Origin of the sequence: Psychrobacter sp. 5A.1, assembly GCF_030407455.1 — a bacterium.
Taxonomy (GTDB): Bacteria; Pseudomonadota; Gammaproteobacteria; order Pseudomonadales; family Moraxellaceae; genus Psychrobacter.
The window spans coordinates 1-14,816 of record NZ_JASDDJ010000037.1; the positions used below are offsets into that span (position 1 = coordinate 1).

Genomic DNA, 14,816 nt, shown 5'->3' on the forward strand with positions numbered 1-14,816 from the left:
TATTCTCTTAAAATTTCTTTCTATTTTTAAGATAGATTCACTATTCAAGAAAGTATTCATTTCTTGCTTTTTATATAGCTTCTCGTAATCTTCTCTCCAAACTTTGTCTGCCTTTTGTTTAGCCTTTACTTCTAGTAGCTTGGCTTCACTGATAGGAATACTCAGATTTGCAGTAAGTTCTAAATCATTATCATATTTGTAGTCGTATTTACCAAAGTTTTCACGTGGACTGAAATATACTAACTCTTTATCACGTAGGTTCTTTATTCTTTTTTCATTATCATCTAAAAGTATGCTTTCTTTAACACTTGATTTGACCGAGTGTTCTAATCCATTAATGATATTTGCAACTTCTAATTTATGCTTATTATTTCCAAAATATTTTTGCTCAAGGCTATCCTCGTGCTGGATCATAAACTCATTCAAATCAATTAATTTACTAACAGAGTCATGAAAATTGACATTAATAACGATATTTTTTTTACCCGTCGTTTTGATACCTTTGTTTTGATACTTAACGAGTGTATCAAGCAATTCATCTGCTTCAGAGCCTTTGTACGGTTGATAGTGCTTTCGAGTAAGAGGGTTGATATATCTTACTTCATCTTGGCGTCCCCCCAAGTCACCATGCTCCAGTGGCAGTGGGCCATAAAAACCTGATCTTGTCTTTTTAGATTCAGAGTAATTCCAAAGCTTATATTGTCCTGCCTTTTGAGTCTCATCTGAATCTTTAGATAATCTAATTTCAATCATATTGTTAGTTTTAGCACTATCACTTTCATGCCTATCTAATACTGCCTTTGTCCATTTAACAGGGCTATAAGCTATCCATAACATTTCAATATCCTTATCTGGATTAGGAATACGGATAAAGCTTGATAATGCAGTACAGTTATCGCCTTTGTTACAAGCATAATCAATAACAGGAATATCAGGTGTCTTTCCTAAATCATTGACATTAAATTGTTTTAAATAACGACCTTGAGTGACAATAAATCCATACCATTCATTATGGTCATCTAAAATATAAACATAGCCATCACGCAATAGCCGTTGAGGATAAGATAAGTCAGCTACACTCGACTCATTAATATCAATACTACAGCCTAAACGCGTAGGCAGTATTGCAATCCCTTCTGCCAAGCACTGCTCACATCTCTTTGCCATGACCTTGTTCCTTATCTTTTAATTATCTATTTCTGCTAAACCAAATTGTTCATAGCACTCATACAGCCATCTGTTCATCATCGTCATACGGTCTACAGGATTGGTCAAATGCGTGGCAGCAGTCAGTTGAGTATTTGCTTTGTATAACCAGCTCAGCAATACACCGTAGTGATTGAGTATCAGTTCACTACCCTCAATCCCTTTTTTAGCAAAGAAGCGATTAAGCATACTGATATTGTCTAGCTGGCTTTGAGTGATTGGACAGTAGCTTGACTGATGTTGGATATAACTTTTAGAGTCAGCGATGTAACGATGAATATTATCCACACTGTGCCAGTCACTACCTAATGCCAACCACAGCCGCTTTGGATAGTCATAGCGATTGGCGATATAATGGTGATATTGTAACGGTAACAGGTGGATCAGCACTTGCGCGTCTAAGTAGCGAAAATGCTTTTTTTGACTGCCTTTTTGGATGATTTGGTTCAGTCCTAGTACACGAGAAATTTGCTTAGCATCTGGTTTGGAGGTTTCTACATCAGCTGCATTAACTATTGGCTGCTGCCATTCAGGATCATCTGGCAAATACTCTTTTGCACTGATTCTTGTTTTATGTGCCCTTATATTAGGAGCAGTATAATCCAGTAATGTGAGTATGCCGTGATGACGAGATATCAGCTCACACTGCTGCAAATGCGCCTCTAGGATATTACTGATGTCTGAGCTTAGCGTGATCATGACTGGACTATCGATCATATGGTAGCTAAGCAACTCTTGCTGTAATGAATGTACAGCATCGGGGAAAGCAGAGTTTATCTCGTCGATCAGCTCTGTCTGGCTATGATGAACAATCATGATATCAAAGGTACTGAGCACTCTAGCGTCAAGCGTTTGCGTCTGTAAGCTTACGCTCAATGGTTTTTCTGGTTGGATATTCATTATGCTGTCATGCTTTTATATCTGCGTGTGAGATTGATTTGAGTGAAAGTCATTTTTATTATAAGTCGGTACTAGCAGCATGATTGTCCTCAGCCTGCTCTGACAGTTTCTCACAAGCTTCAAACTGCATCTGCTTCATCATTAGGTTTTTAGCCTCACCACCCCCACTGCCCCGATCCACCTTACTTGCCTTATAGCCCACTTGAGCAGGTGTGATAAACGTCACATTGCCACCTGATATCTCAATACCACTGCCCGCTGATTTTAGCGTTAGCGTATCAGGCGCGATGATCTCAATACTGTCTCGGCTATGGATGCGTAGTACTTGCTCACTGTCGAGTCGCATCTCACTTTGATGCGCTTGTATGGTCACATCACCATGAGCAGCCGTATGGGTTTGGGCTTTGTTTGCGTAGTAATGGATATCACCTGCCACCAGCTGATTCATCTGTGTTTGACTATGATGATGGGTGCTATCGATGGCGTGGCTATGTGTGCTTTCAGTACTGGTATGTTGGCTGTGTTGTCCTGTGAGCATGGCAAGGTGACGTTGAGAGTCAATCAGCAAATTGGCTTGTTGCCATTGTCCGGCATTATCTAGTGCGCTGTCATTGGTGTCTTTGCTAAATTGACCGAATGCGGTTTGCTGCTCTCCTCCTTTGTTATTGCTTTGACTGCTGCCATCTATGCCGACAGGTTGATGGGTTTCTGCTAGGCTTTGATAGGCTACTTGATGTTGGTCAGCAGTTTGTAGTTTGCCATGACTGTCATGGCTCATGTGAGGGTTTGATGAGGGGTCTGACTGGCTGCTACTGATATGAATGCCGGTGCTGCCTTGGATATTGGCAGCCGCTTGGGTCTCGATACTGATGCCTTGTCCACGTGCTTGACCACGGGTATGGTCGGTGTGCTGATACAGATGACCAATGGTTAGGCTGGACTGATAGCTGCTGCTATAGACGTTGATCTGTGGACTCTCAGGATGGGCGTCAAACATGAGCTGGTTGTAGCCATTAGTGATGCTGTCTTTGGTGGCATCGCCTGTGCGACTGCTGTCGATACTTTGGGTTTTGATACCGTCTATGGGGTAAGCATGGCTTTGGTTGATGAACCAAGCTGGACTGGTGGCGTCAAGGGTATCTGAGTCACTGACGATGCTATTGTGCTGAGCATCAGAATTGCCTTGTCCGTTATGGGTGCTACCGATGATGATGGGATGGGTTAAGTCACCACCGATGAAGTCGATGAGTACATGCTGTCCATGACGCAACGGATGGGTCTGTCCCATATGGTCGGCGACGAGGTGACTGGCAACGGGTATCCAGTGGGCATCATCATGATTATTGTCGCTATGATTATCGCTGCCATTATCGTCATCAGATTGCCAGTGATATCTAATATGGGCACGGTGGTTACGGTCATGGGTAATGGCACTGCTGTCTGTGTCTATGATGCTGGCACTCATAAGACCTGTGAGACTCGGATGTGGTTGCCCAAGCTCGCTCAGTTGCTGACCAAAGGGAATATGGTGATGATGTGGAAACGGTAGGTAGCAGGCATTAACATAATGGACGTTGTTATTATTATCACTGTCGTCATCATTGTCATGACTGGCATGGTTCGCATTGGGCTGCAAGGTAATAGGATCAAAGGCAACTGCACCCAACCAGTCTGCTGGAATATGATTGTTAATGTGCTGATGTATGGAGACGAGACTGAGTGGATCGGTCAAATAAGGGTTGCCATCAATATAATGGGCACTTGGCAAATTCAGGTGACGGATATTACCGGTTAGGCTGCCAAGATTGGCAAGCTGCTGTGCGTGCTGCTGGTAGCGGGTGGCAAGCTTGCTGAGTCCGTCGTCATTTAGGTGACTATGGCTGTGCAAAAAGCGACTGTGAACATTGGGGCTGTCCGAGTCAATAGGTTGTTCACTGGTGCTATTACCAGTATACGTGCCAATCAAGCGGTTGTCGTAACGATATAGGTCGCTCTGCTGAGTGTGCTGGGCAACTTGCGGACGAACGGCGGTGATACGGTCTTGTCTATCAGCGAGGTTGGCAGGGTTTTGACTGAGAATGCTTTGGATATCGTTTGTGTCTGGTCGCAATGCTTCGCCATCATGAGGTAGTAACACCAGCGTGTGACTGTCGGCTTCGTGACGGTAATAGCCTGTAATACCGTAAAGGGTAAGATACTGCGTTAAGTAAGCGAGATCTGTTTGGTTGTATTGCACGCTGTGCTGAATATGATAGTTGCTGTCATCACTGAGACGCTCGTCCATCTCAACATTCATATCATATGGGCTAATAATATCGGTGATCAGCTCACTTAGACTGAGATGATGATGACGGCGATTATGACTAGATAGGCGTAATTGATTCAAAGCGGGTTCGCAGATGATACGATAGGCGGCCATACCACTGTTGCTACCCAAAGCGACGACTTCGGTGATGATACCATGACGGATTTGGCTTGGCAGTAGCGCGTCGCCTGTATGCCAGTGAATCGCTAAACTCTGCCCTATCCAATCTTTGGTAGCCAGTCCTGCTTGCGGATGCAGTAGCGTAATGCTAATACGATAGCCGCAATAGAGGGCCAGCTGACGCTGCTGATAGGACTGCGCTCGTTGATCTTGATGATAAGGGCTTGGATAAGCATTGGGCGTTGGCATCAGCGCGGGTTTACTCCACACGCTATCAGGCAGTGGCATGCCAAGCAAGCTCTCCACCAAGTCAGCTTGCTGAATAAGGCTAGTAGCAACATCAGGATGGGCACTACTAATTTGCAGATGCCGCTTTGTTTGAGTCCATACCATGACAAGCCCTTCTCTATCAGTCCAAAGATATAAATACAGCTCACCCACTATCAAACTACTACGATATCGATATCATGGTGGATAGACTGTATTCATATTACAAAATTAAAAATGGCACACAGATTGTCGGCAAACCAACCATCCAATCAGCTATTCAAACCCAATCCAACTATTTAATTATAGCCATCATCAGATGATTCACGTTTTGGCTGAATCCCAATCATGTCTGAAAGATTAGCAAGCTGGTCTTCATTTTTGATGATATGTGTGAGCCATTGATCTAGCGGCATATCAGCCCAATTAATCGCCCGTCCGAGTAGAAATGTCACAGGACTGTGCGGCTCATTGGTCGCAAAGTAGTCTTGAATTTGACCCAATAACTTGAGTGCTTGCCGGCGATTGCTTTGATGATCACGGTTGTTCGGATTGAAGCTAGTAAGCATGGCATTTTTTGAGTCTGCTGCTTGTTCATTACCTTCCGACGTTATGTTCTCATCATCCATCATATCGGTGGCACTCTCTGCGACCATCATATCCGCATGATTGGTTTGCTCTGGTATCAATGAATGCAGGTGTTGCTTTAGTCCAGCCAACAGCTCCGTCACTGGTGCGAAGACAGGCGCATCGATACCCATCAAATTATTTAGCTGATCAGACAGAGCCTGCCACTGCTCGGTAACGGTACTAAGATTCATCGTCAATGCTTGTTGCCATGATTCACTACTGCTTTTTATGGCTTGGTTGTAATCACTCAGCGTTAACTGATTACTGGCTTCATTATCTGGGTTTTGTTGACGCTGCTTGTCATGATCACGCGCAGTGAGATAATAGTTATAGTTATAATTACCCACCTTCGTATCAGAAAGTGACAATTGCTTAAGGTCATCAGTGAGTGCCTTGACGAACCATGACAGTAGCCCTGCCCTGATATCCATACTGTCTTCTTCACCATCTAATGGTGGATACATGGTGAGCCAATACTCGTCATTGAATGCTTGCAATATGCTTAGCCCATGGCTGATACCTGCCAGATGATCCGTATGACTCAAAGCATCCACGTACCAAAGCGCCAATTTCATGTCTTTACTGGTATGGCTCAGCAACTCTGCACATTGATTTTTGACAAAATCCCAATCAGCGATTTTTAATTCCGTGACCCAGTTGCCTTGTGCCAGCAGTGGATCGTCCTCTTGACGAGCCGCAACGATGGCATCGATACGTAGATCAAAAATTAAGTCTTCGCCGACACCATGATGACTGCCATCGATAGGAGCGATCAGTGTGTCAATATTCGTCAATGAAGCGTTATTAATACCCATTATAATGACTCCTCCTTAACGGGTTTTTTACGTGCTGTTTTTTTCACTGATGGCTTTTTAGCAGCAGGCTTCTTGGCTGACACAGGTTTGCTTGGCGATTTTTCAACTTTATCTTCACTTTCACTGTATTGCGCCATTTGATTCAGTGGCACAACCGCATCGGTATCCAGACGATACGCAAAATTATCCTCCGCATCGACGAATACAGTAATTCTCTTTAGCACACTCTGACTGTCATCATGAGCCAGTAGCTGACCTGCCAGCTGCGGTAACAAGGTATGGCTGATGATGGCATCGGCATTACGTGCGCCAGAATCGACCTCATGACAGCGCGATAAAATGAGCTCAATGACCTCAGGGTCAATGACACAAGGGACATCGTAATTATCACGGATGCGACCCGTGATTTTTTCCAGCTTTAGGCGAATGATTTCTGCCAGCGCGTCATCCGTTAACGGATAATAAGGAATGACCGTTAGACGACCCAAAAAGGCAGGCTTGAAGGCTTTGTATAAATGCGGATTGATCACCTGCTTTAGGCTATCACTGTCTGGCAAACTAAAATCAGTAACGGCTGGATCGGTATTGATACACGCTTGCATAATCTGCGATGAACCAACGTTACTGGTCAATAAAATAAGCGTGTTTTTGAAATCAATTAAACGCCCTTCGCTGTCTTCCATCACCCCTTTGTCAAAGACCTGATAAAACAAATCCAACACGTCTGGATGGGCTTTTTCTACTTCGTCAAGCAACAGCACACTATAGGGACGACGACGGATAGCCTCCGTCAATACGCCACCCTCACCATAGCCAACATAACCTGGAGGCGAGCCTTTTAAGGAGGCAACACTATGCGCTTCCTGATACTCTGATAGATTGATGGTAATCAGATTACGCTCACCACCATACAATACCTCTGATAGCGCCAATGCGGTTTCTGTCTTGCCCACACCACTTGGCCCGACGAGCATAAACACCCCTTGCGGGCGATTGGGGTCATCTAACCGTGCTTTTGCAGTATGAATCTGCTTCACGATAGCAGCCACAGAATGGTCTTGGCCAATGACGCGCGTCTGTAAGGTATCAGCCAAATTCAAGATATGGTCTTTCTCATTCCCCGCCATATCGTTGAGTGGAATACCAGTCCAATCTGAGATAATTTGCTTAATAACTTGTCTGTCTAATACAGGATGAATCAGACGATGTGTCTCTTGTATTTGTTTTAGCGACTGCTCAATACTTTGGTATTCAGATTGTTTGTCTAAGCGCTCTTTTGCACTGAGCGTATCAGCGCCATCAGCCTTACCATTCAACTGCTGATTGAGTGCATCAAGCTGATCATTAAGCTCGCGCTGTTCATGCCAGCGACTGGTCATGTCAGCGATGCTTTGCTGATTGGTTTGACGCTGCTCATCAAGCACGGCAATTTTTTGACTGACTTTTTCTTTTTCGTCCACACCGCCGATACGCTCAAGCTGCTGACTGAGATTATTGATATGCTGCTCTAATTGCACACCTTTGGCTTGTAATCTATCCAGCTGATTGGGCATGGCTGTCTTCGATAAGCTCACCCTTGCAGCCGCTGTATCTAATACGCTGACGGCCTTGTCAGGCAGCTGTCTATCGCTGATATAACGTGCTGATAGCTCAACGGCTGCTTGTAGCGCATCGTCATCTATCAAAATCCCAAAATGCGACTGCATCTTGGCACTCAAACCACGAATCATCGCCACTGCCGTATCGATATCAGGCTCATCAACTTTGACTACCTGAAAGCGACGTGACAATGCAGCGTCTTTTTCAAAGTATTTCTTATACTCTGACCACGTCGTCGCAGCAATGGTTCTCAGCTCACCACGAGCCAGCGCAGGCTTAAGTAAGTTCGCCGCATCGTTTTGACCTGCCTGCCCGCCAGCGCCAATCAAAGTATGTGCTTCATCAATGAACAAGATAATCGGCTGTACCGACGCTTGTACTTCTTCGATGACTTGCTTTAGACGGTTTTCGAACTCACCTTTGACACTCGCCCCAGCTTGCAATAGCCCCATATCGAGACTACGTATCGTCACGTCTTTGAGCTGATCAGGTACTTGACCGGCGACTATTTTTTGCGCCAATCCCTCTACCACAGCTGTTTTACCAACGCCTGCCTCACCTGTCAAAATAGGATTGTTTTGACGACGACGAATCAAAATATCAATCAGCTGATGAATCTCAAACTCACGGCCTATCACTGGATCTATTTGATCGGCACTGGCCTTTGCGGTCAAATCGTAAGTATATTTATCCAACGCAGGGGTTGGCTTAGCTTCAGTTTGCTTAGCGTCTAAAGATGCCTGACTGTCCGTACTATCATCTACACTACCCTCAGCATCTTTATTGATGCCTTTATGATTGATCGAGCTACTACCCTCGGTGCTGCCGAGACACTGACGCTCATAATCATCTTTTAGGGTAAAACGATCAATATACTGCAGCTGCTCAGGGAGAGTTTTTAATAATGACTGATAACGCTCATACGCCAATAACACCAGTAATATGTGCCCAGAGCGGATTTCTAGTGGACTGTTATTATCAGCGCTTTGATTATGCTGGCTACTCGCTAGCTCCCACGCATCTTCTAACAACGCCATCAACCCTTGGCTAAACACAGGCGTTGAGCCTGTTGCCTGACCAAAAGTATGTAGCAAGTCTGTGATGTCTGCTAATAATGACTGCTGATTAATCTTATTGAATTTCAGTATTTGAGCCACATCATTGTGCGGCGTCGCTATCAATTCATGTAGCAAATGAACAGTATCAACTTCGCGATGACCATTATTGATACAAAGCCTAGCTGCCTGCTGCAAACACTGTCGGCAACTCGGACTCAAGCGGGTAATTACAGCTTTTAACTGGCTCATAAACCTTTTCCTTTGGCATTCTGATTAGACTTAACATTATTTTTATAAAACTGGTGTATGGCTCTTAGGGCGTGTCTTCAATTCACTCGATAGTCATCTAAATGAGCAAGCAACTTATCTATCTATTAACCATAAAACATTTACTGAATAGGCAACGCGTAGCGAGTGTCATCATAATGATGAGTGGCGGGCTGCGATACCAAGAAACCACCTTGCCCCAAGCCGCCAAAACCACTTTCAGACAACGACAAAGGGGTGATATATTGCTTGTCTAACTCCAGTTGCATCTCGACTGCCAAGCAAACACCGCACCATTTACGAATAAAATCAATAATCACTTGATACATATCGCCAGCTGGTAACAGTCTTAAATAGCGCTTGGCATCCAACTGATGAAATACAATTCTAATTTTGCTATCGAACTGTACAACCCTTGCGCCGCAAAACGTTGATAGTCCGAGAGCTGCATGCTGACCACCTAGGGCCGTTTGCTCACTGGCAGGCAGATCAAACCACTCCGGTACGAACTGCTGGACACTGACCGTGCTATCCAAAAAATGCGACAGTACCTGTGCCAACTGATCAGCCGTCAGACGCCCTGGAGAAATCATGCCAGCATAGGCAATCAAGCTATCTATTGATGTCAACTTTTTGGGCTGGCGCGCCAGTGACCGTAAGCTCAGCAGATAGCTGTCTGTTTTATGGTTTAATTCATACTGTAATGGCAAATTATAAAACCAGCTCGACTGGACATACAGATCCGTCAAGCGATGGTTAAACAAATCCAAAAATGCTGGTGCCGCTTTGTCTTTTACATGATTGACTCGCGACGCCAGATGGTCAGTATACATCGCTGGCAAGGCTGACAATGGGCCTGTGAGTCCGATAACTGCTGGGCAAAATTCTATCTGCCTGGCCTTTAACGAACTGACCTCTATTTGACCATCCTTTACTGAACTGTCATTGTCTTCCATATTGTCTTGAGCGACGAGCGACATCGACTCAATTTCAGCTTGCGGATACGCCAATGACAACGAGGCACGGTAACGCACTTCAATCGGTGCATACCCCATGCTAACTTCATGCTGAACCAAACGCAGCGCTTGCAATAGCTCATAAGAGTGCGGCGCCGCCATTAAATCCGTTAGATAAGAGGACTGAGACCGCTGCGTGGCTGACATCTGTATATCTCCTCTTTCGTAACGGCATCACTAATGGCAACCTCAACAAAGCTATTTAAGCTGGCGTGATAGCCAAAAACATGAGCCAATAAATGGGCGAACTGGCGGATACTCACTCCAGCAAAATTCTTTTGGTTAATCTGAATATCAATGACGGTACCGCGCACAAATCCAGGTTGCGGCAAGCGATGAATACGCCTAGCCGCAATACTGGTACTGACAGAAACAATACCTTCAACCAGCAGCTTATTAGAAGCGGACTGCGTAATGTCATACAGCGACAGATACTCTTTCATCAGCTCCGCATCTTGGGCCGCCAATGATAAAAAGTTTAGGCTAATTAAGGATATCAGTCGCCAGCGCTCTTCACCCGTGTATTCAAACCGTGCCGTTCTGGTAGGCTGCTTTAGCAATGACAAACTGCTAAAACCCACACCTCCTTCACTGAACAGATCACCGCGACTTTGACCGAACACTACTTGGGCTGGCAAATCTCTATTGGTACACAACAAAGAGGCACTCATGCTCACCGCACCAGATAAGTCTTCACGGTTTTTTTCTACAAACATAATCTGATATTCAAAACCCTGCTTAAATTCAGCCATGTCTTTATCACGTTTAATATGATAATAACGACCTTCATCCTGCTGCTCATAATGATTGAGCGCATAAAACGGATGGTATTCACGCTGTATCAAACGATTGTCGCTTTGTTTGGACTCTATGACTTTATTGACCTCATAGATTTCATGCTGAAAGAGCGCACGGGTATCAGGCACCAAATCATAATAGATAGAACGATGGGTCACTTGAATGGGCTTGGCAGCGCTCTTGAATAAGTTAACGACAGGCGTACAAAACAGCTTAATACTGCTGGCACTCAGTTGCTGCAAGTTTTTTAAATGGATGGTGTTTTTTTTATCAAACTTAAAGTAACAGCGAATCTCAAAACCCGTGCTATCAATTTTTAAACTGGGACAAACACGGCCAAGATTTAGGCGCAAAAAATTGAACTTTTCAGGAAAATAAAAGTATTCTTTCAATAAAGCAGAGGCGGCATTACTCACCCGATGACTGGGGAGGATTTGCTGTTCAGGGTCAAAACCTATCACCTCAAAAGGGCTACCTGCGACCTTGTTGACCTGCTTACCATGCAGATGAGTTTGCTTAACATCACACCATAATAAATCCCAGAGACTGGTGCCCTGACTGGCATCCTCGTCTATATACAAATCTAACGAGTGATTTAATAGTGCTTGATAGTCAAAGCTTGGGCTCAGCGTTTTAAATTTGATACTGATACAACCATTCAGCAGACCATGCTGATTGTCGTATACTTCTTGGCGCGTCTCAAAGCTCACACTATCAATCTGTAGCGGTAGCAACGTCACGTCTTGGGTTGACTGAAACTGGCAAGGGGTACCATTGATTTTTTGGGTAGTAAACGGGCTTTTTTTAGGGGCTAAGACCGCCTCACTCATCGCATTGCCCTGCACGCCTAGATTAAACTGCGCGATTGAGACAGAAGGAAAAGGCTTGAGATAATCGGGATAAACGACCTCTAATAAAGACTCCGTAAAATCAGAATACGAATCATCCAGTTTTTTATTAATACGAGCACTAATCAACGAGAAGGCTTGTATCAGCCGTTCAATATGTGGGTCATCTACGGTATCGTGTCCCATCAACAACCGATTGGCTATTTTTGGATATTTTTTGGCAAATTCTTTTGACTGTTTATTAAACAGGCTAAGCTCATGCTCAAAATAAGGAAGTAGACTGTCCATGACACCTCAATATGATTGTCGCCGCTAACTGTGTCAGTTAAGCATTTATATGGGTTATTTTATTAAGTAGCGTTGAGAGCTTGGCTCAAAAAACGCATCAAAACTCACCAGCTCTTGTGCTGGATACACTTTCAGTAACGCTTCAATAGAAAAACACAGCTGATTAACATCGACGGCGCCAATGTCTAGCGATACTCGCACGTTTTTTAGTCGGGTATCTTGTTGCTCAACGGTTTGGGCGATTTGTCGACAGATATAATCGCAGTCAGCAGGGTTGGCACTGCTTAGCCCCACAAAATCCAATATACCAAAGTTCAATATCGATGAGCGCACATGTTGATAGGCTTGCAGCTGACTTGACACCACACAGCGCGTATTCAATAAAGCTTCCAAATCTTGTGCGACCGAGGATTTTAATTCATCAATATTGAGACGACGAACCACGAGCTCATGTGTCGAATGACGAGGCTGGTCATCAAACAGCTGTTCGAACAAGTTTGGGCGAAACCCAATTTCTTTGTTAGAGGCTTTAGAAGCATAATTCATTGATGCGATTGTCTCTATTTGAAAAAATAAAAAAAGAAAGGCCTAAATATAAACCTTTCTTTATTAACGTGATGAATGCATAACACCTGATACTACCTAATTTAAGCGGTATAAGTAGCAGTGTTATTGGCTAGCGACCACTTCTTAGTGACTGCGCCTTTAGCGGTACCATCGATGTCTTGCTGGGTATAAGTCCACTCAACTGCAGCATACTTGATACCGACTTTTTCGGTTGGTACACCTTCTGAACGTACCGTAGGCTCAACACTTGCGATAAGCGCATGCTTAAGCTTTACTTCAAGGTATTTAACACGCTTATCGCCGTTAGCACGATAAAAATCAATTTGAATCTCATCAAAAGTATAGCCAGCAGAACATGCTTCCCATAGCTTAGGACTGGTAGAATCCAAGTCTTTCATAAACGTCATGTCAGCATGCTCACAACGCTCAGAAGTGTGACCACCAACGCTACTTGCTGTCGCTGATTTTGGCTGACGGATCAAGTGATCCCAAGTGTTTACTTCTAGCCAACCTTTATGCTCGCTATCACGAGACTCGCCATCAATTTTATATTTACCACGGAACTGAATATAAATATCTTTCATGTCACATACCTTGTTTTGAAAAATTTACATTTAACGTTAGTTTTTAATAAACGATTAGCTGTTGCTAGACTGCGGCAGTTGCGTAACCAGACGCAAAGAAACAGACAATTCGTCAAGTTGAAAGTGTGGTCTCAAAAAGACCACGGACTTGTAGACACCAGGCTTACCTGGTACTTCTACAACTTGTACAGAAGCTTCGCGCAGTGGATACTGGGCTTTTGCTTCTTGTGAGGCTCCGTCATCTAGCAAGACATAACGAGAAATCCAGTCATTCAAGAACGACTCAACATTACCAGGCGCTAAAAAACTGCCCACTTTATCGCGCATCATTGCTTTTAGATAATGAGCGATACGTGATACTGCCATGATATATTGCAGCTGAGTGGATAGCATTGCGTTGGCATTGGCATCGTCGTTTTGATAAGTTTTGGCTTTTTGCACAGATTGCGCACCAAAAAAAGCTGCATAATTGGTATTTTTGCAATGAACCAACGGAATAAAACCTAAGTCACTTAATTCTTTTTCACGGCGATCGGTGATAGATATCTCAGTGGGGCATTTTAGTGCCAAGTCGCCTTCATCTGTCTTGAAGGTATGGACAGGTAAACCCTCAACCAAACCGCCGCCTTCAACACCGCGAATAGCAGCACACCAACGATAATCAGAGAAAGCTGCCGTCAAACGTGAAGCAAAAGCATAAGCAGCATTTACCCATAAATAATCACTATGGTCATTGCCAGAGACTTCTTCGGTGAAGTTAAAGCCTTCGACCACGGTTCCATCTTTAGGATCATAAGGCAGGCGGCCTAAGAACCTAGGGGCAGTAAGCGCCACATAACGGGCATCTTCTGACTGTCTAAATGCACGCCAACGTATGTACTCAGCGGTTTCAAATATCTTCGATAAATCTCGAGGACGCCCGATATCAGTAAACGAATCAAGACCAAACATTTCAGCGGATGCGGCTGATACAAAAGGCGCATGTGCTGCAGCAGCGACATGAGACAATTGCTCAAGCAGATACATATCTGAGTTTTGGCGAGTAAATTCAAAATCGCCAACGATGGCAGCATAAGGTTCGCCACCGAAGCTACCAAACTCTTCTTCATAGATTTTTTTGAACAATGTGCTTTGATCAAAATCTATTGAAGATTGGAAATCTTTGGTAAGCTCACGCTTAGTGGTGTTCATCATGCGGATTTTTAGCATAGACTCTGAGGGGGTTTGACTACATAAATAGTGCAAACCGCGCCAGCTAGACTCTAGCTTTTGAAACTCAGGCGCATGCATGACGCTCGTCAATTGCTTAGATATGAGTGCGTCAATTTGTGCAATACGAGCATCAATCGATGCAGCTAAGTTATCTGATAACGTCACTGTGCCTTGCATGACTTCATTAGCCAGCTCTGCAATTTGTGATTTCGCACGATTTTTTTCGTCATCCGACTTGGCGACGTTACTTTTATTGACAATCTCTTCAAGCAAGTCATAGCTTTCGCTATTTAATGGATCTATTGCTATATTCTGCTGGGCTTGGGCACTCATCGC

10 protein-coding genes are annotated in these 14,816 nt (G+C 44.2%); all 10 read right to left on the reverse strand.

Translation table 11 applies throughout. The features are described 5' to 3' along the window. Positions 1 to 1,167, reverse strand: a 1,167-nt coding sequence (locus tag QL982_RS09250) for a toxin VasX (protein WP_290190283.1), incomplete at its 3' end; no start/stop codon positions are given. A gap of 18 nt (positions 1,168 to 1,185) precedes the next feature. After that, entirely contained in the window at positions 1,186 to 2,106 is a 921-nt protein-coding gene (locus QL982_RS09255) for a hypothetical protein (protein WP_290164181.1), read from the reverse strand. 58 nt (positions 2,107 to 2,164) lie between these two features. Then, on the reverse strand, positions 2,165 to 4,924 hold the full coding sequence (locus QL982_RS09260) for a contractile injection system protein, VgrG/Pvc8 family (RefSeq protein WP_290164180.1): 2,760 nt from the start codon (positions 4,922 to 4,924) through the stop codon (positions 2,165 to 2,167). A 173-nt stretch (positions 4,925 to 5,097) separates the two neighbouring features. After that, on the reverse strand, positions 5,098 to 6,243 hold the full coding sequence (gene tssA / locus QL982_RS09265; RefSeq protein WP_290164179.1) for a type VI secretion system protein TssA: 1,146 nt from the start codon (positions 6,241 to 6,243) through the stop codon (positions 5,098 to 5,100). Continuing rightward, complete coding sequence (gene tssH / locus QL982_RS09270; protein WP_290164178.1) at positions 6,243 to 9,149, reverse strand: type VI secretion system ATPase TssH; 2,907 nt, start codon at positions 9,147 to 9,149, stop codon at positions 6,243 to 6,245. The genes tssA and tssH overlap by 1 nt, the downstream gene beginning before the upstream one ends. 140 nt (positions 9,150 to 9,289) lie before the next feature. After that, positions 9,290 to 10,330, reverse strand: coding sequence for a type VI secretion system baseplate subunit TssG (gene tssG / locus QL982_RS09275; protein WP_290164177.1), 1,041 nt, complete (start codon positions 10,328 to 10,330; stop codon positions 9,290 to 9,292). Beyond that, the gene (gene tssF, locus QL982_RS09280) at positions 10,294 to 12,117 is read right to left on the reverse strand and encodes a type VI secretion system baseplate subunit TssF (protein ID WP_290164176.1); all 1,824 of its coding nucleotides are present in this window, start codon (positions 12,115 to 12,117) and stop codon (positions 10,294 to 10,296) included. The genes tssG and tssF overlap by 37 nt, the downstream gene beginning before the upstream one ends. 54 nt (positions 12,118 to 12,171) lie before the next feature. Beyond that, the gene (gene tssE, locus QL982_RS09285; RefSeq protein WP_290164175.1) at positions 12,172 to 12,663 is read right to left on the reverse strand and encodes a type VI secretion system baseplate subunit TssE; all 492 of its coding nucleotides are present in this window, start codon (positions 12,661 to 12,663) and stop codon (positions 12,172 to 12,174) included. Positions 12,664 to 12,764: 101 nt separating this feature from the next. Continuing rightward, positions 12,765 to 13,268, reverse strand: a complete 504-nt coding sequence (locus QL982_RS09290; RefSeq protein ID WP_290164174.1) for a type VI secretion system tube protein Hcp — start codon at positions 13,266 to 13,268, stop codon at positions 12,765 to 12,767. A 54-nt stretch (positions 13,269 to 13,322) separates the two neighbouring features. Then, entirely contained in the window at positions 13,323 to 14,813 is a 1,491-nt protein-coding gene (tssC, locus tag QL982_RS09295; protein WP_290164173.1) for a type VI secretion system contractile sheath large subunit, read from the reverse strand. Positions 14,814 to 14,816: the final 3 nt, after the last annotated feature.